20 protein-coding genes are annotated in these 21,852 nt (G+C 46.0%); 2 read left to right on the top strand and 18 right to left on the bottom strand.

Annotated features, from left to right (window positions below):
* Positions 1-8: 8 nt before the first annotated feature.
* From QUB13_RS19250 to ispD, 16 genes are all read right to left on the bottom strand, one after another.
* Positions 9-2,753, bottom strand: a complete 2,745-nt coding sequence (locus tag QUB13_RS19250; RefSeq protein ID WP_333133209.1) for a DUF3854 domain-containing protein — start codon at positions 2,751-2,753, stop codon at positions 9-11.
* A gap of 136 nt (positions 2,754-2,889) precedes the next feature.
* Positions 2,890-3,252, bottom strand: coding sequence for a hypothetical protein (locus QUB13_RS19245; protein WP_333133211.1), 363 nt, complete (start codon positions 3,250-3,252; stop codon positions 2,890-2,892).
* A gap of 157 nt (positions 3,253-3,409) precedes the next feature.
* The gene (locus tag QUB13_RS19240) at positions 3,410-3,835 is read right to left on the bottom strand and encodes a hypothetical protein (protein WP_333093370.1); all 426 of its coding nucleotides are present in this window, start codon (positions 3,833-3,835) and stop codon (positions 3,410-3,412) included.
* A gap of 195 nt (positions 3,836-4,030) precedes the next feature.
* The gene (locus QUB13_RS19235) at positions 4,031-5,230 is read right to left on the bottom strand and encodes a tyrosine-type recombinase/integrase (protein WP_333093371.1); all 1,200 of its coding nucleotides are present in this window, start codon (positions 5,228-5,230) and stop codon (positions 4,031-4,033) included.
* Between the two features lie 392 nt (positions 5,231-5,622).
* On the bottom strand, positions 5,623-5,802 hold the full coding sequence (locus tag QUB13_RS19230; protein ID WP_333092839.1) for a hypothetical protein: 180 nt from the start codon (positions 5,800-5,802) through the stop codon (positions 5,623-5,625).
* Between the two features lie 122 nt (positions 5,803-5,924).
* Complete coding sequence (locus QUB13_RS19225) at positions 5,925-6,254, bottom strand: hypothetical protein (protein WP_333092840.1); 330 nt, start codon at positions 6,252-6,254, stop codon at positions 5,925-5,927.
* Between the two features lie 139 nt (positions 6,255-6,393).
* The gene (locus QUB13_RS19220) at positions 6,394-9,138 is read right to left on the bottom strand and encodes a DUF3854 domain-containing protein (RefSeq protein WP_333133209.1); all 2,745 of its coding nucleotides are present in this window, start codon (positions 9,136-9,138) and stop codon (positions 6,394-6,396) included.
* A 136-nt stretch (positions 9,139-9,274) separates the two neighbouring features.
* On the bottom strand, positions 9,275-9,637 hold the full coding sequence (locus tag QUB13_RS19215) for a hypothetical protein (RefSeq protein WP_333133211.1): 363 nt from the start codon (positions 9,635-9,637) through the stop codon (positions 9,275-9,277).
* A 157-nt stretch (positions 9,638-9,794) separates the two neighbouring features.
* Positions 9,795-10,220: a hypothetical protein gene (locus QUB13_RS19210; protein WP_333093370.1), complete on the bottom strand. Its 426-nt coding sequence runs from the start codon at positions 10,218-10,220 to the stop codon at positions 9,795-9,797.
* A gap of 195 nt (positions 10,221-10,415) precedes the next feature.
* Positions 10,416-11,615, bottom strand: a complete 1,200-nt coding sequence (locus QUB13_RS19205) for a tyrosine-type recombinase/integrase (protein WP_333093371.1) — start codon at positions 11,613-11,615, stop codon at positions 10,416-10,418.
* A gap of 226 nt (positions 11,616-11,841) precedes the next feature.
* A complete protein-coding gene (locus QUB13_RS19200; protein ID WP_333118209.1) occupies positions 11,842-11,976 on the bottom strand; it encodes a hypothetical protein in 135 nt (44 codons plus the stop codon).
* A gap of 294 nt (positions 11,977-12,270) precedes the next feature.
* Positions 12,271-13,833 (bottom strand): circadian clock protein KaiC, encoded by a 1,563-nt coding sequence (gene kaiC, locus QUB13_RS19195; protein ID WP_333383521.1) that lies wholly within the window; start codon positions 13,831-13,833, stop codon positions 12,271-12,273.
* A 194-nt stretch (positions 13,834-14,027) separates the two neighbouring features.
* A complete protein-coding gene (gene kaiB, locus QUB13_RS19190) occupies positions 14,028-14,342 on the bottom strand; it encodes a circadian clock protein KaiB (RefSeq protein WP_006632119.1) in 315 nt (104 codons plus the stop codon).
* Positions 14,343-14,509: 167 nt separating this feature from the next.
* Positions 14,510-15,445, bottom strand: a complete 936-nt coding sequence (locus QUB13_RS19185) for a circadian clock protein KaiA (protein WP_333383519.1) — start codon at positions 15,443-15,445, stop codon at positions 14,510-14,512.
* Positions 15,446-16,378: 933 nt separating this feature from the next.
* Positions 16,379-16,543 (bottom strand): hypothetical protein, encoded by a 165-nt coding sequence (locus tag QUB13_RS19180; RefSeq protein ID WP_333383517.1) that lies wholly within the window; start codon positions 16,541-16,543, stop codon positions 16,379-16,381.
* Positions 16,544-16,850: 307 nt separating this feature from the next.
* On the bottom strand, positions 16,851-17,534 hold the full coding sequence (gene ispD / locus QUB13_RS19175) for a 2-C-methyl-D-erythritol 4-phosphate cytidylyltransferase (RefSeq protein ID WP_333383514.1): 684 nt from the start codon (positions 17,532-17,534) through the stop codon (positions 16,851-16,853).
* Positions 17,535-17,706: 172 nt separating this feature from the next.
* On the opposite strand from ispD, the gene QUB13_RS19170 reads away from it, so the two are divergent.
* Positions 17,707-18,669 (top strand): glycosyltransferase family 9 protein, encoded by a 963-nt coding sequence (locus tag QUB13_RS19170; protein ID WP_333383647.1) that lies wholly within the window; start codon positions 17,707-17,709, stop codon positions 18,667-18,669.
* 148 nt (positions 18,670-18,817) lie between these two features.
* On the opposite strand, the gene QUB13_RS19165 is transcribed toward QUB13_RS19170, so the two are convergent.
* A complete protein-coding gene (locus tag QUB13_RS19165) occupies positions 18,818-19,537 on the bottom strand; it encodes a response regulator transcription factor (protein ID WP_333117260.1) in 720 nt (239 codons plus the stop codon).
* A 33-nt stretch (positions 19,538-19,570) separates the two neighbouring features.
* A complete protein-coding gene (locus QUB13_RS19160) occupies positions 19,571-20,191 on the bottom strand; it encodes an ATP-binding protein (protein ID WP_333383511.1) in 621 nt (206 codons plus the stop codon).
* A 342-nt stretch (positions 20,192-20,533) separates the two neighbouring features.
* On the opposite strand from QUB13_RS19160, the gene QUB13_RS19155 reads away from it, so the two are divergent.
* Positions 20,534-21,778: an AAA family ATPase gene (locus QUB13_RS19155; protein WP_333383508.1), complete on the top strand. Its 1,245-nt coding sequence runs from the start codon at positions 20,534-20,536 to the stop codon at positions 21,776-21,778.
* Positions 21,779-21,852: the final 74 nt, after the last annotated feature.

Below are 21,852 nucleotides of genomic sequence, written 5' to 3'. Positions count from 1 at the left end.
GTCAGCGGTTAAATTTTCCGTAGGTTGCAGAACAGCATTGAGATTATCCGTCCGCCTTTCATACCTTCTCGCTCTTGCCAGTCAACCTTGCAACTGATGCTCGTGTGGATTTCAACGATGCGGCCGTGCCAGTTGTAGCTCATATCCTCTGGATTGTTACCAGCCACTTTATCTCCAACTCTGAATGCTTTTAGCGGGTCAGAGCAGGGAGTGCCGGTGAGTAGTTCTACCAGTTTTTGCTTGTCGGAAACAGAGAGTTTAGAGAAAGAATTGCAAAAGTCTAAAATAGTTGGGAAAACTGCTTCACTTGCTTCACTTCCTTTGCTAGTAATGGTTGTAGCTTCACTCGCTGCTTCACTTGATTTAGCGAGTGAAGCAGCGAGTGAAGCTGTATCCCCGTCACTGTGGGAGAGTGAAGCAAGTGAAGCAAAAGTTTGCACAATTCCAGACAAATAGAATTGCCCTTTAAGTGGATCAAGGCTGCCACCCTCCGTATGCCGTACTTTTTGGATTTTGGGAAAAATCTCTGAAAACCTTGCAAACACTTGATTTGTGGCTTTTACAGGTGTGTCGTATTTGTTGGGTAGGTCATGCCAAATCAGCTTATCTTTGCGATCGCCATTGCCCGATTCAATTTCTAGTGTCCCGGTTTCTACGTACCACTCTTGCAGTCGCTCCCACAAATCCTTAATGTAGATGCGGCCGCCAGATTGTACCTCAATGCCAGCGTCACGGACAAACTGCCAGAGGTGGCGGCTTTCCTCCTGAGCCTTCTGCATCGCTTCCTTGGTTGCTTTGTAGTCGATACCCTCGGAAAGTAGCAGCGGCCACCGCTCCAACATCTTGTTGAGCATAGCGGGTGCAATCTGTTCCAAAATGAACTTTTCGTCATCCTTAAACCGCGGGTCAGCTTCTAATTGCCCCTCAGAAGCGATCGCATTTTTGGCGTAAGTCTTTTCAAAATTCAGAATTCCGTAACGGCCATCGATCGCCTCGGTTCCTCCGGTGATGGATGGCAACTTATTGCAATTAGCAAAGAAAGTAGCAATCGGCTTGTATTCGTGACTGTCCTTACCTTTGGGCTCAATGTCGATTGGGTCGCCAGTAATGAACTGCTTGAGACTCTGAATATTATCTAGGTCTACTTTTGCAGTGTTCTCTGAAGCCCAGTTACAGACACCCCCTAGCAGGCCGGACAGATTAAACTTGCGGCCAGTATCATAGGCTCTGAAGTCAGACAAAGACTTTCCAGTCATTCCATTCCCATAAACGGCAGCGAGCACGGCGCGTAAAGTGTCCTTACCATTGGAGCCTTCACCGTGGCAGAGCAAGCCTTTTACACCCCGCCCCGTCAACTTTGATCGCACCAGTTTTAGGTTGAGTGCAGCAGCAGCCGTCCGCAGGAAAATTTCTCGCTGGGATAGCTCCAAACATTCTAAAAGGCGATCGCAATCTGCCGGGTCAATAGTGGGGTCATACTTACACCCGACATAGGTATAGATGTTTTTTGGATCATGTGGCTCTACCTTGTAAGAGCCGTCAGGATTGACTTTAATTACCCCATTAAGGGTATTCAACCCGTCAGGATTAATAGTGTTTGGATCTACCGCAAACCCTGCAATTACCCAGTCATAAACCTGGTTAATGCTTGCAGAATTTGCATATTTCTTGCGAGGGACTGATCGAACCATCTCAACGTAATTACTCAGATAGTCTCGAATACGTCGCTTCTCTACCACCTCTAAGCGCAATTCGTAATGAGTGCCAGTGAATCGATAAAGTAGTCCCGCGATAGATACCCAATGGCCTTCCGAATAAAGAGATTCCTCAGCTTTCAGTACAAAGTTTTGCTCTCCGACAGGTGCTGTGTCTGGGATGTAGTCACTTCCACTACTAGAAGATGACAAAGATACTACATTCCCATGTGTGCGCGGGTGAGGAGTTAAAGAAATATTAGGGTTAGAAGCGTCATTTTTGCGATCGCTTTTTTTGAGCTGTTTTTCCCATTTGACCAAGGTTGGCGCGTCCGCCACGGCTTCCTTGAAAGCGTCAGCACCGTTAGCTTTGATGAAATCATCCATCCCCTTAAACTCGGTATCCCAAACCGTGATACGTACCTCACAGCCGTGCTCTGCCAGCAAGTAAGCGAACTTCAGAATGGCTGCACGGCAAGATTTGTTGCCCGCGTAGTCAGAGTCAAAGTCTATGTAGTGAACGGTTCCGGGTTGCGCCCAATCCTTCACTAAGTAAGCCAGCTCTCCGTCCTTGCCCCAATTCCAAACACCCGTAAGTGCAATGGTTGCGAGTTCAATACTCAACCCAGCCCCGGCTTTTTTAACTCCCTCTGTCCAGTGGCGGGGAATGGATGTGTCAGCGTGAACCTTTGCCCAATAGTCTCTATCAGGCATCGCTAGGAAAATTGCATCAGGCTCTGCCCCGCTGGCAGTGAGATATTTGCGCGGCTTAGAATCTTTTGGTTGGTGCGGTCTGTCTGGTTTCGCTTGACCGAATAAGTTCCCAGCGCGTTGACCGTTTCGCCACTGAACGCCTCGACACCACCATCCCGCAGTTTTAATCGCTTCTTTGGGGCGAACGCGCTCGTTGAGTTCTTCGGCGGTTAGCGATTCGATATTGAGACGGGCGATCGCTTCTGATACGGCTGAACCTTCAACCCACTCGGCGAGGTGTTTTGGGTTGACAGGAGCTGGTACTAGGAATGAGGAAAAATTGCTGCTATCATTGAGTGCAGACATGATTATTGCCCGACCTCTAGCCGGGAATGATTCCAAAAAGCCGTTGCAATCCTGGTTCCAATAGAAGAGCAGCGGTTTTTTGGTGTTTACTTAGTTTTTTGGAAAATTTAGAGCATAGGAGGAACCGCCCCGCGCGTTAGATTGCGGGTGCGATTAAGCTGTCGTTGCGGGCACAGCCACCTATTTCGATATCTGGTATGGGGATAAACCGCTTAGGCGGGCCGCGAGTAATCTTTGTTTTCGGGAGTTCCTTTTTGACGGGTAGGGCAAGCTCTCCAGCGTCGGCGTAGACAAAAACATGAACGAGTGAAAGACCTGATACCAGGCACGACAAAGATGTCGCGTAGAGCGGTGTTTTTAGCAACGCACGTATTTGTGCTCTCACAACGCAAAAGATCTGTTGCCAATGCTGCCACTGAGCGGGGGATGTCATCCTTCTATAACGTCGCAAGAATGAAATCACCGTGTCGCTCGGTTGAGGACGGCACAGTAATGACATGACTCTTTTTGCAAACGTTATTGTATCCATGTGGTTATTTTACCTCTGGAGTCACGAGTGAGTTTTCCTGTTTCAACACGAACCAGAAACGAAATGAAACTTGCTCGTCGGGTTTAAAGGGAAAAGCACGCGACGACGCGCTCCTGGCCTGCTTTTTTCAAACCTCTAAAACAGGGTGGTGCGGTTGGTGCGAAACGCCGAAAGGCTGGTGCACTAATGGTGCGGTGTTTGGTGCGGTTGGTGCGGTGTTTGGTGCGGTTGGTGCGGTGTTTGGTGCGGTTGGTGCGGTTGGTGCGGTCGAGTCAAGTCTCAAGTTACCACCGATAACGAGATGCCCGTCAAAACAGGGATAACAAAAATCTGGGCCCTGTCCGCTTGTCCAATCGACAAGATAAGCCCAAACTTGCTTGCGGGGATGCCAGCAGACTCCGACTACTTCACCAAACTCAATACATTCTTTCTCGAACTCGTCGATCCAGTGGTCGCTTACCTTGTCACCAATGACAAAATCAGGGCTAGGGAGACTGGCAGGCTGCGTTAAAAATTGCGATCGCCCATTAGGGAAATCAGTTGAATGTGACATAATAATTTAGTTCCAAACGTTGGAATAGAACGGTTTGGGGAAGTCGTGGTTTGTTCGGTGTTACTAGCACCGCGCAACCGCGCAACAATCTTCCTTAGTTACTCACGATTGCAGACTTACAATCCCTTGTCAACAGGTGCGACTGTAAAGTTTTGTCTCGCAAAAGTTGCCCATAGAATCAACATATTAACAGCATCAAAGCGGGCGTAAATGCTCTAAAATCTTGCCGTCTAAATACACAGAATTAATCACTTTCTCCGACGTGTCGCACCACTTAGCCACAACCGCACTCGGTACGCCTTTACCAACCTGTTCGCTGATAAAAGTATCCCGACAAGAATAAGGCGTAGTTGTCTTGCAATCCTGTTGACTTTGCCGACTGCTTTGGGTAATCGGGTCAACCAGCTTATGCCATACCTGCTTAGTGAAATTGTTGTAATTAATCGCCCCGCCCTTAATCGGTGACGGAAAAACCAATCTATCCTTGTCAGTCAGGTTTAGTGGCTTAATACTTTTCAACAACTGAATCAGTTCTTGATTGCAAGGGAATTTACGCCGCTTGTTGTTTTTACTGCCGTCAACCCTTGTCTCCTTACCGCTTGGGTGTTGTACGCTACCGTTAAACACAATGTGAGAAAAGTCAGGAGCAACGTCACACCACCTCAACCCCACAGCCTCGGACGGACGGCATCCAGTCAGCAGCCAGAATTGCACCATAGGGTAGTAAAAACAAAGCTTTTGCCCGGTTTCCCCTCTCCCGTTCCAAGTCCCTCTGTGATTCTTAAAAGCCTCCAACACCAGCTCTTTCTCTTGAGCTGTAAAAGCATTAGGCTCTGGGTCACTTTCCCATTTGTGCTTAGGCAACTCTGCCGACATCCCCTCAAACGGGGAAGCAGTTAAGCCCCTCACAATCTTGAACTTAATCCCCCACTTAACCGCTGCATTGAGATGCGTTAAAACCCGTTTTGTCATGCTGTTGGTTGTATCTTCTAGCAGCCACGCGCGTACCTGCAAAGCACAGTCCTCCGACAGAGGCTGGCAAGGGCAACGGTCAACATAACTCTGAATGCCCGTCACCATATAATTGAACGTTGTTGTCTTGAGTGTGGGCTTCTTGAACTCCAAATATCTCTCAAACAACTGAGTCAGTGTCAGTTCTGGCTTAGGCTTGATTGTCTCAACAACGGTCAAGTGAGTTTGTGACTTGTACTTTTTGAGCGTGGGGTCAAACCGCTCAAACTTGATATCAGATTCAATCAACTGTGCTTTAGCCTCTGCCAGTTTCCAGTTTTCGGCGGTGTCCGCTAAGTTTAGGGACATATATTTGCGACTGCCATCGTACAGTTGCCTAGGTAACTGCAATCGCAGCCTACCTTGAAAAGTTTGAACAACCACTGACCCTTTTTTTGCCCTGCTAGGGGGATTCGTCATCCTATGTACCAATTACGATGACGATATGATAGCGAATTTTGGATACAAATTGGATACAAAATACTTGGCTCGATTTTTGGTTAAAGCTGGAACCCTTGACCTGTATAGTGATACAGCTTATTATCTGGTTGCCTTCCAAGCTAACTATGCGGGTTCGATTCCCGCTGCCCGCTTACGAATATATGAGCCTCAAATCAACGATAAATCAACGGTTTGAGGCTTTTTATTGCCTAAATTACCAGGCATTAGGGCGTTGAGGTAACTAGAAATTGGATACAAATTAGCCACCTATCACCCTATTGACACTAAATTGGATACAAATTGGATATGATTTTGTATCCAATTTAGACCTGTACTCAGTCCCTGTCCCCCAGTAGATCCAACACCGCCTCCATATCTGCCAAGTCAGCCCTCGACTTTTTACGCCGCCCTTTCAACTGGTTAAGCAACTCTGCCGGCTCTGGCAACTCCGCGACGGTCGGAGCTAAATTAGTTTCCCGATCGCGCTGCGCTTCCTTAAGTTCTTGCTCCAACATCTGCACCTTCAAAACCAAATCGCCGTTGCGCTCGTGTAACTGATTCAGTTCTGCGTCCCATTCTGTAAGTTGCTTGTTGGCCGCTTTTAATTCAAGCCTGAGTGATTCATCGTTGCCATCACTCAGGCTCTCAATTTTCCCAGCCGTTCCTCAATGGCGGCCATCCGCTCGATTACCGGGTCAAGTTTTGAACTTACAGCCTTGTCTACAATGTCTACAGTATTTGTAGACACGACGCTATCATTGTTTCGTGTAGACAAATCTGTAGACGGTGTAGACACATAATCGTTGCTTGCTGTAGACGGTGTAGACACCGCTGTGGACGTGCCTGACACTTCCTTGAGAATGCGTTGTGCAGCTTGATTAACCGACTCACCGTCTAACCTCTGAGCCTCTATCCAGTTTAGGAAGTGACCGGAAGCTCTAAACGATACGACTTGACTTTGACTCATTGTAGACACCTGTATACAGTATTTGTCTACAATAACAGGCGACTGTCTACACTGTCAACATTTTGTCTACAAAGTTTGTATACACAAAAATCCCCCAGTTAAGGGGGGATGGGTTTAGCCGTCAATTGTCAGTCAGCGGTTAAATTTTCCGTAGGTTGCAGAACAGCATTGAGATTATCCGTCCGCCTTTCATACCTTCTCGCTCTTGCCAGTCAACCTTGCAACTGATGCTCGTGTGGATTTCAACGATGCGGCCGTGCCAGTTGTAGCTCATATCCTCTGGATTGTTACCAGCCACTTTATCTCCAACTCTGAATGCTTTTAGCGGGTCAGAGCAGGGAGTGCCGGTGAGTAGTTCTACCAGTTTTTGCTTGTCGGAAACAGAGAGTTTAGAGAAAGAATTGCAAAAGTCTAAAATAGTTGGGAAAACTGCTTCACTTGCTTCACTTCCTTTGCTAGTAATGGTTGTAGCTTCACTCGCTGCTTCACTTGATTTAGCGAGTGAAGCAGCGAGTGAAGCTGTATCCCCGTCACTGTGGGAGAGTGAAGCAAGTGAAGCAAAAGTTTGCACAATTCCAGACAAATAGAATTGCCCTTTAAGTGGATCAAGGCTGCCACCCTCCGTATGCCGTACTTTTTGGATTTTGGGAAAAATCTCTGAAAACCTTGCAAACACTTGATTTGTGGCTTTTACAGGTGTGTCGTATTTGTTGGGTAGGTCATGCCAAATCAGCTTATCTTTGCGATCGCCATTGCCCGATTCAATTTCTAGTGTCCCGGTTTCTACGTACCACTCTTGCAGTCGCTCCCACAAATCCTTAATGTAGATGCGGCCGCCAGATTGTACCTCAATGCCAGCGTCACGGACAAACTGCCAGAGGTGGCGGCTTTCCTCCTGAGCCTTCTGCATCGCTTCCTTGGTTGCTTTGTAGTCGATACCCTCGGAAAGTAGCAGCGGCCACCGCTCCAACATCTTGTTGAGCATAGCGGGTGCAATCTGTTCCAAAATGAACTTTTCGTCATCCTTAAACCGCGGGTCAGCTTCTAATTGCCCCTCAGAAGCGATCGCATTTTTGGCGTAAGTCTTTTCAAAATTCAGAATTCCGTAACGGCCATCGATCGCCTCGGTTCCTCCGGTGATGGATGGCAACTTATTGCAATTAGCAAAGAAAGTAGCAATCGGCTTGTATTCGTGACTGTCCTTACCTTTGGGCTCAATGTCGATTGGGTCGCCAGTAATGAACTGCTTGAGACTCTGAATATTATCTAGGTCTACTTTTGCAGTGTTCTCTGAAGCCCAGTTACAGACACCCCCTAGCAGGCCGGACAGATTAAACTTGCGGCCAGTATCATAGGCTCTGAAGTCAGACAAAGACTTTCCAGTCATTCCATTCCCATAAACGGCAGCGAGCACGGCGCGTAAAGTGTCCTTACCATTGGAGCCTTCACCGTGGCAGAGCAAGCCTTTTACACCCCGCCCCGTCAACTTTGATCGCACCAGTTTTAGGTTGAGTGCAGCAGCAGCCGTCCGCAGGAAAATTTCTCGCTGGGATAGCTCCAAACATTCTAAAAGGCGATCGCAATCTGCCGGGTCAATAGTGGGGTCATACTTACACCCGACATAGGTATAGATGTTTTTTGGATCATGTGGCTCTACCTTGTAAGAGCCGTCAGGATTGACTTTAATTACCCCATTAAGGGTATTCAACCCGTCAGGATTAATAGTGTTTGGATCTACCGCAAACCCTGCAATTACCCAGTCATAAACCTGGTTAATGCTTGCAGAATTTGCATATTTCTTGCGAGGGACTGATCGAACCATCTCAACGTAATTACTCAGATAGTCTCGAATACGTCGCTTCTCTACCACCTCTAAGCGCAATTCGTAATGAGTGCCAGTGAATCGATAAAGTAGTCCCGCGATAGATACCCAATGGCCTTCCGAATAAAGAGATTCCTCAGCTTTCAGTACAAAGTTTTGCTCTCCGACAGGTGCTGTGTCTGGGATGTAGTCACTTCCACTACTAGAAGATGACAAAGATACTACATTCCCATGTGTGCGCGGGTGAGGAGTTAAAGAAATATTAGGGTTAGAAGCGTCATTTTTGCGATCGCTTTTTTTGAGCTGTTTTTCCCATTTGACCAAGGTTGGCGCGTCCGCCACGGCTTCCTTGAAAGCGTCAGCACCGTTAGCTTTGATGAAATCATCCATCCCCTTAAACTCGGTATCCCAAACCGTGATACGTACCTCACAGCCGTGCTCTGCCAGCAAGTAAGCGAACTTCAGAATGGCTGCACGGCAAGATTTGTTGCCCGCGTAGTCAGAGTCAAAGTCTATGTAGTGAACGGTTCCGGGTTGCGCCCAATCCTTCACTAAGTAAGCCAGCTCTCCGTCCTTGCCCCAATTCCAAACACCCGTAAGTGCAATGGTTGCGAGTTCAATACTCAACCCAGCCCCGGCTTTTTTAACTCCCTCTGTCCAGTGGCGGGGAATGGATGTGTCAGCGTGAACCTTTGCCCAATAGTCTCTATCAGGCATCGCTAGGAAAATTGCATCAGGCTCTGCCCCGCTGGCAGTGAGATATTTGCGCGGCTTAGAATCTTTTGGTTGGTGCGGTCTGTCTGGTTTCGCTTGACCGAATAAGTTCCCAGCGCGTTGACCGTTTCGCCACTGAACGCCTCGACACCACCATCCCGCAGTTTTAATCGCTTCTTTGGGGCGAACGCGCTCGTTGAGTTCTTCGGCGGTTAGCGATTCGATATTGAGACGGGCGATCGCTTCTGATACGGCTGAACCTTCAACCCACTCGGCGAGGTGTTTTGGGTTGACAGGAGCTGGTACTAGGAATGAGGAAAAATTGCTGCTATCATTGAGTGCAGACATGATTATTGCCCGACCTCTAGCCGGGAATGATTCCAAAAAGCCGTTGCAATCCTGGTTCCAATAGAAGAGCAGCGGTTTTTTGGTGTTTACTTAGTTTTTTGGAAAATTTAGAGCATAGGAGGAACCGCCCCGCGCGTTAGATTGCGGGTGCGATTAAGCTGTCGTTGCGGGCACAGCCACCTATTTCGATATCTGGTATGGGGATAAACCGCTTAGGCGGGCCGCGAGTAATCTTTGTTTTCGGGAGTTCCTTTTTGACGGGTAGGGCAAGCTCTCCAGCGTCGGCGTAGACAAAAACATGAACGAGTGAAAGACCTGATACCAGGCACGACAAAGATGTCGCGTAGAGCGGTGTTTTTAGCAACGCACGTATTTGTGCTCTCACAACGCAAAAGATCTGTTGCCAATGCTGCCACTGAGCGGGGGATGTCATCCTTCTATAACGTCGCAAGAATGAAATCACCGTGTCGCTCGGTTGAGGACGGCACAGTAATGACATGACTCTTTTTGCAAACGTTATTGTATCCATGTGGTTATTTTACCTCTGGAGTCACGAGTGAGTTTTCCTGTTTCAACACGAACCAGAAACGAAATGAAACTTGCTCGTCGGGTTTAAAGGGAAAAGCACGCGACGACGCGCTCCTGGCCTGCTTTTTTCAAACCTCTAAAACAGGGTGGTGCGGTTGGTGCGAAACGCCGAAAGGCTGGTGCACTAATGGTGCGGTGTTTGGTGCGGTTGGTGCGGTGTTTGGTGCGGTTGGTGCGGTGTTTGGTGCGGTTGGTGCGGTTGGTGCGGTCGAGTCAAGTCTCAAGTTACCACCGATAACGAGATGCCCGTCAAAACAGGGATAACAAAAATCTGGGCCCTGTCCGCTTGTCCAATCGACAAGATAAGCCCAAACTTGCTTGCGGGGATGCCAGCAGACTCCGACTACTTCACCAAACTCAATACATTCTTTCTCGAACTCGTCGATCCAGTGGTCGCTTACCTTGTCACCAATGACAAAATCAGGGCTAGGGAGACTGGCAGGCTGCGTTAAAAATTGCGATCGCCCATTAGGGAAATCAGTTGAATGTGACATAATAATTTAGTTCCAAACGTTGGAATAGAACGGTTTGGGGAAGTCGTGGTTTGTTCGGTGTTACTAGCACCGCGCAACCGCGCAACAATCTTCCTTAGTTACTCACGATTGCAGACTTACAATCCCTTGTCAACAGGTGCGACTGTAAAGTTTTGTCTCGCAAAAGTTGCCCATAGAATCAACATATTAACAGCATCAAAGCGGGCGTAAATGCTCTAAAATCTTGCCGTCTAAATACACAGAATTAATCACTTTCTCCGACGTGTCGCACCACTTAGCCACAACCGCACTCGGTACGCCTTTACCAACCTGTTCGCTGATAAAAGTATCCCGACAAGAATAAGGCGTAGTTGTCTTGCAATCCTGTTGACTTTGCCGACTGCTTTGGGTAATCGGGTCAACCAGCTTATGCCATACCTGCTTAGTGAAATTGTTGTAATTAATCGCCCCGCCCTTAATCGGTGACGGAAAAACCAATCTATCCTTGTCAGTCAGGTTTAGTGGCTTAATACTTTTCAACAACTGAATCAGTTCTTGATTGCAAGGGAATTTACGCCGCTTGTTGTTTTTACTGCCGTCAACCCTTGTCTCCTTACCGCTTGGGTGTTGTACGCTACCGTTAAACACAATGTGAGAAAAGTCAGGAGCAACGTCACACCACCTCAACCCCACAGCCTCGGACGGACGGCATCCAGTCAGCAGCCAGAATTGCACCATAGGGTAGTAAAAACAAAGCTTTTGCCCGGTTTCCCCTCTCCCGTTCCAAGTCCCTCTGTGATTCTTAAAAGCCTCCAACACCAGCTCTTTCTCTTGAGCTGTAAAAGCATTAGGCTCTGGGTCACTTTCCCATTTGTGCTTAGGCAACTCTGCCGACATCCCCTCAAACGGGGAAGCAGTTAAGCCCCTCACAATCTTGAACTTAATCCCCCACTTAACCGCTGCATTGAGATGCGTTAAAACCCGTTTTGTCATGCTGTTGGTTGTATCTTCTAGCAGCCACGCGCGTACCTGCAAAGCACAGTCCTCCGACAGAGGCTGGCAAGGGCAACGGTCAACATAACTCTGAATGCCCGTCACCATATAATTGAACGTTGTTGTCTTGAGTGTGGGCTTCTTGAACTCCAAATATCTCTCAAACAACTGAGTCAGTGTCAGTTCTGGCTTAGGCTTGATTGTCTCAACAACGGTCAAGTGAGTTTGTGACTTGTACTTTTTGAGCGTGGGGTCAAACCGCTCAAACTTGATATCAGATTCAATCAACTGTGCTTTAGCCTCTGCCAGTTTCCAGTTTTCGGCGGTGTCCGCTAAGTTTAGGGACATATATTTGCGACTGCCATCGTACAGTTGCCTAGGTAACTGCAATCGCAGCCTACCTTGAAAAGTTTGAACAACCACTGACCCTTTTTTTGCCCTGCTAGGGGGATTCGTCATCCTATGTACCAATTACGATGACGATATGATAGCGAATTTTGGATACAAATTGGATACAAAATACTTGGCTCGATTTTTGGTTAAAGCTGGAACCCTTGACCTGTATAGTGATACAGCTTATTATCTGGTTGCCTTCCAAGCTAACTATGCGGGTTCGATTCCCGCTGCCCGCTTACTACACTTAAAAACCTCAAACCCACGATAAATCAACGGTTTGAGGTTTTTTATTTCCCCAATTACGAAGAATTAGGGGGTTGAGGTGAGTATCATCGGCGGTTTGGGGAATGTCTAGCAATACGGTTCTGATATCAAATCCTCTCTTCATCGGAATAGTAAATTCACTGTTGACAGTTAACCGTTAACAGTTAACCGTTAACATCATGTATGATTGCAACCGGAATTGATATGACTTGCTTGGCTACCTCTAATGTGATGTCCGATCAATTAGACTAACAAAAATGGATCGCGCGTGCATCCTGGACTCCGCAACCCAAGAACGGACTAAAGTCCGCACTACGAACCAATCTTGTCATTTTCAATCGATCGTACAGGGTATGAGTTTCTCAACAACAGCTATAATAGTGTTTGCTAAGAGCACCCTAAAACCGACTGTTTGCTATTAAATATCGTCATCATCTGGGCCCTGTACCCCCTGAATAATCCGCGATAACTCACTCTTCTCATTAATCGCAATCCGAGTCGGAGAACCGCTGATGACCCGTTCGTAGCCACGGAACGAATCTTTAATTTGCGGCCCCCGTTCAGTAATCGTATATTCCCGAATCCCTTTGTCGTGCCACGAACCGCGCATCTTAAACACATTAATTGCCCGCGACATTTCCCCGCGAATTTCTACATACTGCAGCATGATAATCGTGTCAGTAATGGTAGAAATATGGGAGTCAGTAATCGAATGAGAACCCATAAACTGATCGCTGGTATTTGTAAAAAAGCCAGTGATTTCTTCCTGCTTCGCAAAACCAGTTACTCCGATTACAAATTGCCTAAAAGCATTATTGCTGACACCCCTAGCTAAGGCCGACAGCGAGTCAATAGCAATTCGAGAAGGTTTGAATTCCGCAATTTCTGATTTAATCGTCTGCAAGTGGTCTTCCAAACCCGCAGATTCCGGGTAAGTACACAGCAGTTTTAGCAGTCCTTTCTGTTCCATTTCTTCAAAATCAATGCCCCAAGAATAAGCATTGCGGAACAACTGAGCCCGCGATTCTTCATAGGCAAAAAGCAGCGCCCGATTGCCGTTCATGCAAGCATTTTGCAAGAATTTGCTTACCAACAAGGTTTTGCCGGTTCCCGTTGCACCCGTAGCTAAAATAATCGAGTCTTTAAAGAAACCGCCCCCGCACATCTCGTCGAGAGTTTTATCGCCGGAAGAAACCCGCACGTTAGAAGACTTTTGAGTTAATCGCATCGCTCCTAGCGGGAAAATATTAATGCCGTCATTAGTCATAGTAAAAGGATATTCGCCTTTCATGTGAGTTGTACCGCGCAACTTCAAAATTTCCATTGTGCGGCGGCGGCGTTCTCCTTCTAAAACGTTGCGAACAATTACTACATTATCCGATACAAATTCTTCCACTCCAAACCGCGCCACTGGGCCGTATTCTTCCAGCCTTTCGGTAGTCATAACTGTAGTTGCACCTACTTGTTTGAGGCGCGCAACTAAGCGAAAAATTTCTCGGCGCACTACCGATGCAGCGTCGTACTGCTGAAATACTGCTGTCACTGAATCTATAGAAACGCGCTTGGCTTTGTACTTGCGAATGGCGTATTGAATCCGTTCGATTAAGGCTGATAAATCAAAATTTCCCACGATATCCTGACCTTCTGGATCGGGGGAAGCGTCCAAAATAAATAGCTTGCCTTCATCGATTAATTTGGCCAGATCCCAACCGAAACTGCACGCATTTTTAATAATATCGGTCGGTGATTCTTCAAAAGTTACGAGGACTCCCGGTTCGTCAAAATGCGTGATTCCGTTATAGATAAATTGTACGGCGAATAAAGTTTTTCCCGTTCCTGATGTGCCGCTGACTAGGGTGGTTCTGCCGACTGGCATTCCGCCGTGACTGATGTCGTCAAAACCTTCAATCATCGTGCGAATCTTTTGAACTCCTGCCGTTACAATTTTTTCTGGTTGCACCGTTTGAATAATTTCATTCATATCGATTTTTGTCAATTCTCAGGATTATTTAGTTGTGAATCATTAACTTTTATAATGCTGTCCGCGCTCGCACGGGCTTATCTGACCAAGCGTGCGGGGACAGCCCTATAACAAAAAAATGTTTTTTACAAAAATGAGATGCTCCCATAACTAATAACTAATGACTGCTGACTAATGACTGTCACCTGATAATCTTATGAATTCAGGTCTTCTTCGCGGAGTTCTTCATAGAGCAAATCTAATCCTATCAGAACTTTCTCGCGATCGGACAAATCGCCAATAATTTTTCGCACCGGGGGCGGCAGGATTTTCGCCAGAGTCGGGGTTGCCAAAATTTTGTCCTCTTCTGCGAGTTGAGGATTTTTGAGAACGTCTATGACTTTCAGGGCGTATACTCCTTGAAATTCTTGTTCTAGGATGTCCTTTAGGGTTTTCAAAGCTCGCACTGAGTTGGGAGTATTTCCAGCAACATAGAGCTTGAGAACGTAGGTTTTTTTGAGAGGACTCATGAACTTTTATAGATGTTGAGTATGAGTTGTCAGATGTTAGTTGTAGTGGTTATTTGTGTTAAGTCTGCTGTTCTTTGTTATTTTATAATAATTGCTGCTTTTCGATCGCCCGATCGAACGTCTTCTCCTTTCTGTTTTGGTAAATTTTAGCTTCTGCTTTCTTCCTTCTACTCTCTAGGTTGAGATGTCTCTTTGGGAATCGATCGCCTGTACATTTCGCACAGATGAGCGATCGCGTCAATCAGAGTCAAGCGGTAATCGAGCAATATTTCCTCGCTGCGCCCTTCTAATTTTAGCTGTTTAGCAAACTCCTCCATCAACTCCATATGAATTTCTACAAGTTGAGTCACGGGAACGTCTGCAAAAAAAGCCAAATTGACAAATTCATCTATTTGATTGTTGACTGCAGTATCTTCAGAAAAATAATGCAAAACGATGTCGCGATAACTTGACTTGAGTTGCTCCAAGAACTTTTGCTTGTCTGACTCAGACAGATTTCGCAAAAAAATCTGGGAATTTCTTTTATAATACACACCTAAGTATCCTAATCGCTCCCGTAATTTTTCCGCAAGTCGCCGCTGCTGCCGGCTTAGCAAACTTTGAGCAGTCAATAGGGTTGTCGGATCGACTTTTGCCGATCGATCGTTGAGAGGAACTAAAGTTGAAAGTTTGAGAAATTGCCCGATCGCCCGATCGATAGCTGCAGTTATTTCGCTCGATCGGGCGATCGGCAGTTGCACCTCCGCAGGGTGATAAAAAAAAGTACAACTTTGTTCTTGACTCTTGTCGGCGTTACTGGGCTGCGTCTCAAAACTATCTGAAAGTGGTGCTTCGGGTATTTCATCCTCCCCCGGCTGGGGCGAAAAAATCACAGCAGGCAATAAGAGCGATCGTTCTTGCAGCTTGCTGAGGAGTTCGCGCCGATCTCCATCTACCTCAACAACCAAACAATCGAGGTGATAACTGTGCTTCAGGAATCCCAAAAACTCCACCGCCGACTTGATGTGGGTTAAAGCGTAGCGATCGCCCCTCAAAAGCTCGATCGCCGAGCCTGCGAGTTCCTGTGAGCGGACAAAAATACCGATCGACAGTTGAGGAAGCAAAGCTGTAGGTGAAACACCTAAGTTGCCCGAAAGTGCTGGATCGCTCAGAGTTGATATCTCCTTTACAAAAAACTTAACATTTAAAAACTCATCGAAAACCTAACGGACTATCAATACTTTCAGCCATTTAGCAGGCACTCTCTAGGAACAGTCTAGCAAAACACCGTTTTTAGATGCCTTCAGGCCTTACAGGGACTGACTTGCTACCTACAGTGTCGCTTAGTTGCTACCGCCATACAAGCAAACTCATCTAAAAACAGTCTAGAGTTTGGTTACTGGGCGCAAAAAAACCTTGGCTTGGCGTCGCGAAGCTGTTCGCTCCGATCCTGATTTTATTTTTATCGGGAGATTGGGTTTAAAACCCCGTTCTTTTAGGACGGCTTTAATTTCTTAAATCTATTTCTAAAAATCCAAAACTTGCTTGTATTTGTAGTATAATAGAATAGTCAAGGTTAAACTCCTTTGCCATCGTGAAACAGTTAAGACACACTTTCAGGCACAAATTGTTGGACACAGAGCAGCGAAAACTCTTAAAATAGCTAGAGAATTAACACATTCTCTTTACCAGAAAATAAATAATGTAGTTCATTTGTTAAGTAGGGTAGGGCATACCCGAACTCTAGGTTAATATCCTAGTACGCTTTTGGAGATAGACCCTCTGGGGTTGCTGTGAGTTAGGCTCGTCAATTGGTACTTTTGTACGGTTGAAAAGTTTAAGAATTGCCGAAAGGACATAGCGCTTAAAGGTTAGTCGATGAATTAAGAATCCCCACGCCTTTAGGCTGGGGAGTGTCAAACCGCTAAATTAGGCAGGGCTGATTTAACCCTCCTAAAATAAGTATCATGTCAAGCATTTAAGAGATAAAAAAAGCCGTACAAATCTGATTGAACAAATGAGGATCATCTGTGTTTTGCATTTATATATAGCCTTTTTCAGAAAGATGAGGGCATCGGGCATCGGGCATCGGGCATCGGGCTATCCTCACTTTTTTGATAACCGCTATAGTGTTCTCTCCTCATCGAGTGTTGTACGGCTAAGTCTTCGGGGACAGCACTATCGTAAAACAATGCTTTTTGCCAAACTAAAGATGATCTCAAAAAATAAGAAACTCCTTCGCCTCATCAAAAATAACTAGCAAAAAATTCCCTAACTATTCCTCCTAAAAAAACCTCACTCAATTTGAGATTTTCCATGTTTCGATTTGAGATTTACTTGCTGCTGGGTGAATCACCGGAATTGCAACTCTTGTCTAAAATTTCGCTCTTTCTACGACGGTAGTGGGTGGCACGGTATCCGTTTTTGGGTGAATAAAAAAGCTAAAAAACAGGTTTATGAAAGAAGAAGCGGCAGTTTTAACCGCTCCTTTTTTGAGTAAACCCGTACCGGAAGTTTGTTGAAGATAATTTATCCGAATCTTTGGCGCAAAATGAATTCTGCTACGCTCAAATCAACGGGCGTTGTCACCTTCAAATTTGTCTCTTCTCCCTCAACAATTCGCACGGCCAAACCGCATTTTTCAAACAAAGCCGCATCGTCTGTAACTTCCCAACCCTTTTGTCGCCCTTGTTCGTGACACTGCTTTAATAATTTCACTTCAAATCCTTGGGGAGTCTGGGCCGCCCACAAATTGCTTCTGTCCGGCGTGTCTCGCACAATCCTAGACTCGTCCACCACCTTAATGGTATCCTTGACCGGGACGGCGACAATCAAGCCCGGACAGCCCAACAGAGCCTCTGCCGAGCGATCGAACAATTCAGGAGTTGCCAAACACCTAGCGCCGTCGTGAATCAACACTCGATCGGCATTGGGGGGCAAAGCCTGCAAACCGTTGTAAACTGACTCTTGCCTGGTGGCGCCTCCTTGAATCAGTTCCACGGGCTTAACCAAAGATAAATCGCTCAGAATTGCCTTAAAATCAGGAAAATCGTCTGGCTGGCCCATAATGCCAATCCAGCTAATGTGCTGCGAAGCTTCAGCAGCAGCCAAAGTCCAACTCAGCAATGGTTTAGAGAGCAAAGTCAGCAGCAGTTTGTTCCGCTGACTCCCCATCCGTCGCCCCGAACCCGCTGCAGGAATTAATAAGTGCATTTACTAACCGTTTTTAACCCAACTAGATATATATAATAAGAGCGTCCTGTACTTTTGAGTCAGTTGTTTAGCTGTCAGCCAGTAGCTTTTAAGGTCTAGAAATACTATAAGCTGATAGTTGAGAGCCGATCTCTGAGAGCTACCTCGATCAATAATAGCCCGATCGTTTATGATGCGAATACTAGCACTTGTCCCTGGCGGGATTGGCGACCAAATTTTATTTTTCCCCACTCTTGATGACCTCAAGCAGTCTTATCCCGACGCGCAAATTGATGTCATTGTCGAACCGAGGGCAAAAAGTGCTTACCGAGTCTGCAAGTCGGTCAAAGAAGTCTTGACGTACAATTTCAAAGACCGCAACGCTATGGCAGATTGGGGCAATTTACTGGGCGTAATTCGCGATCGCGAATACGAAGCAGTTATTTCCCTAGGCCAGCGGTGGACTGTAGGGCTGCTGCTGTGGCTGACGGGCATTCCGCAGAGAGTTGGCTATTCGGGAACCAATGGCGCTCGATTTCTCACGGCTGCCGTACCGCTGAAAACTGAACAGTACGCCGCTTCAATGTACCATGATTTGCTGCAAGGATTTAACATTACAAATCCTTGTCCGGCGATCGCAATTAATGTACCAAAACAGGACATTCAGTGGGCGGAAGCCGAACAGCAGCGGTTGGGCGTAAAAGAAAGCGGCTACATTCTAATTCACGGCGGTTCCAGTCAATTAGCTGTGTCTAAAGGTATTGACAAAATTTACCCTACAGACAAATGGAAGCAAATAATTGAAGATTGTCAGCAGCGGCAGCCGAATTTGCCAGTTGTTGTTGTGAAAGGCCCCGAAGATGCGGATTTCGTGGCAAAGTTAGTCGAGTCATGTCCGAATGTAAAAGTTATCTCGCCGGATGATGTCGGCAAGTTGGCGGCGACAATTGCTGCTGCTAATTTGATGATATGTACTGACAGTGCGCCGATGCACTTAGCTGTGGCGGTTCAAACTTATACAATAGCTTTGTTCGGCCCGACTGAACCGGCGAAATTGCTGCCCAAGAGCGATCGATTTTTGGGCATTAAATCTCCTACTGGTAAAATGGCAGACATCTCTCCTCAAGAGGTTTTGAAGAAGGTTTGGGGCGGCTAAAAACTAGGATATCTTCGGTAGGGAAACGGCATTGCCGTGTCCCTACAATTAATCGGAGGATGGTTGAATTGATCGTGGAGTGCGATGGCGTTCCGCCCCGCAAGCTACGATCATTTTGGGGTAGGGGAACGGCATTACTGTGTCCTCCTTAGCAAATTTTTATTGCCGTGTGCTGGGGCGGCTCAAACCTGTAACCGTAACCCCGAATAGTTTTAATAAACTGCGATCCAGTAGCATCAACTTGAATCATTTTCTTGCGAATCTGAGCGATATGTACGCTAACAAGTTTGCCTTCTTCTGTGTCGTTGCAGTTCCACCCCCAGATTTTTTGGATTAACTGTTGGCGACTCCAAGATTGACCGGAATGACTTGCCAAAAAATACAAAATATTAAATTCCAAGGTTGTTAACTTAATCGTGCGATCGTTGAGTGTTGCTTCCCGGCGCTCTGAATCGATCGCGAATTGATCGAATACGATACGTGATGGAGTGACAAGCCTCATGCGTCTCAACACAACTTCGATACGAATTGCTAACTCCGCCAGACCAAATGGTTTGCAGATATAGTCATCAGCACCGGCGGACAGGACTTTCAGTCGATCGGCTTCATCGGTGCGGCTGCTTAGCATTACCACAAAAACATTAGTACGGCGCTGCATTTCCTGGCAGAGGTGATAGCCTGTAGTATCTGGCAAATTCCAATCAAGAACTACTAGCACTGGTTTGAATTCCTCAAACAATTCTAAAGCACTATCGCCATCTGCTGCCGAATTTACGTGATATTTCTGATTTAAAAAGCGATGAACTAGATTGCGGATGGCTGGGTCATCATCCACAACCAGAATTTTGGGGGTAGTATCAACAACCATAACAAAAATATCTCTTTCTTTTGTTAATGAAATTTAGTAAAACGTAAAGCCCAGCTCGTTCCAGCTAAACAGATTTTTTTCGGGCAATTCTTCTTTTAACTTCGCTTTCAGGTCAAACAACTGTCCCCAATCCCAAATTTTGATTTCTAGGCGATCGGCAAAAACTGCGATCGCGAGTTCGATCGGAGTTTCTGAGGGTAGAGTTTTGTGTGCGTGGCGAACAGCATTGGTAAACCCTTCAATCGCTGCAAGTTTGCACTGCTGCAACACTGCTTCGGGAATTGTTTGTAGATTCTCTAACTGCTCAATCCACCATAAAACTTGAGTTACACCCTTGATATCCGACTTTAGTTGCAGGCTTATTTTTTGGAGTGGTTGATTAGAAGAACTTCGAGCGGACTGAGGAGTTAGTTGCTCTTGAAGCCAGTTAAAGCTGTTCAAAACATCGATCGCCCGCTTAAAATAACGAGCTTGAGTGCTAGGTTGGGGTGGTACTGGCTGAAAATATTTGATAATTAACAAACAGTTTCGCCCGTTAGAGGTGCGGGTATAACTTAGCTCATCGGCAATTTTGCCCATAAGTTTTATACCTATTCCACTTGATGGAATTTCATCGATGTCAGAGTGCGAGTTGCCGAATAAGTTAAAATTCATTTGACTGACCTCTCTTGTTTATCAAAACTTGTTTTTGTGTCTTGATAAAATCATGGCATCAATTTAATTGAGTGAAGTTGACCAGAGGTATAAACTTAGGTCTATTAGAGGTCGGTATAATCAAAGTATACTCAAGGTATAATTAAACTACATTCATGCAGAGTCCTTATCCTTCACAAGGCTCAGGACTGCGAAGCATCCCAGCCGTCTCAGAGATCCTTGGCAAGGCTCAGGATGATTTAAGTGCATGATGCGTAAGTTGTAATAAAGTTGAATAAGGGGTTAACCTAGATGGATTGGCAAAAATTCCTTAGAGGCGAATCTGGGACACATGGATTATCGATGGAACAAACCGAAACATTATTAGCAGCACTCATCTCTCCTGAAAGAGAACCCCAAAATCAGACACAGCTTTCACTAGAATTAAGCATAGCAGAAGCTACTGTAAAACAGCGAATGGGAGAGATTTACAGTAGGTTTTCAGCCAGTTTTCCTGAACTCGATCACCACGCAGGTGCAGGTAAGTTGAGGATTCTGCGGACTAGATTAATACAGAAGTATTCTCAACCATCACAACCAGTAGTTGCCCCCTACCCTGAAGAATTTAGATCGTTAATAGAAGAAAAAATTCGCAGGTTTTGCGGCCGCCAATTTGTTTTTGAGACTTTTCAGCAATTTATCACCGACAATCCTCACGGTTATTTTACGATCGTCGGGGATGCAGGAATGGGCAAAAGCTCGATCGTTGCCAAATACGTCTCGGAACATAAATCTCCCTGCTATTTCAATATTCTAGTCGAACGCCGCAACAGACCAGAATTGTTTTTGAAGAGCATTCGCCGGCAATTAATTGACCGCTATCAATTGCCAAATTCAGAAGACGCCGATTTACCAACTTTACTATCCAAGGTGGCGGCAAAACTCACTGATACCGAACGTTTGGTAATTGCAGTTGATGCACTAGATGAAGTCGAACAAGAAGCGGGAGAAAATCTTTTACATTTACCGACAACTCTGCCAAATAACGTATATTTCCTGCTGACGAGGCGACCCCATAACCTCGGTCAAAAGCGGCTGTCCGTATCCCCGGGAGTTCCGGTAAAAGAGTTAGATTTAAGAGACAGCGAGTATGTTGATTTCAATCAGGATGATATCAAAGAGTATATTCGGTATGTGATTAATACCGATTCTGAGTATAAAGATGAACTGAGAAACTGGATTCAAACCCGCAGCATTTCTGATACAAATTTTGTAGAGCAAGTGGCAAACAAAAGTGAAAATAATTTTATGTATTTGCGCTATGTTTTGCCGGCAATTGCTAATGGGGATTACGACTTGAGTTTAAAGCAATTGCCCGATGGGCTGCAAGAATATTATCAAAACCATTGGGTACGGATGGGGATGGAAGCTAAGCCAGGGCAATTGATGGAGATTGTCTTGTATATTTTACTAGAGATTGTCACGCCGATTCCCTGCGAGATGATTGCTGGAATTGCCGAGGTGGATGAATGCGATGTGAAGCAGATTTTAGAAGATGAGTGGGTTGAATATTTGAAAAAGCAGAATGTAGACGGAGAAATCTGCTAAGCTGCTACGCAGCTAAACCGGATAAAATAGCATTGCCTTTATTTTTGATTTTTCGATCCCATTTAATAACCATT

Source organism: Microcoleus sp. B4-D4 (assembly GCF_036705185.1).
Classification (GTDB): Bacteria; Cyanobacteriota; Cyanobacteriia; order Cyanobacteriales; family Microcoleaceae; genus Microcoleus.
The sequence above is the reverse complement of the archived record's forward strand: the minus strand, read 5'-3'. Positions and strand labels throughout refer to the sequence as shown.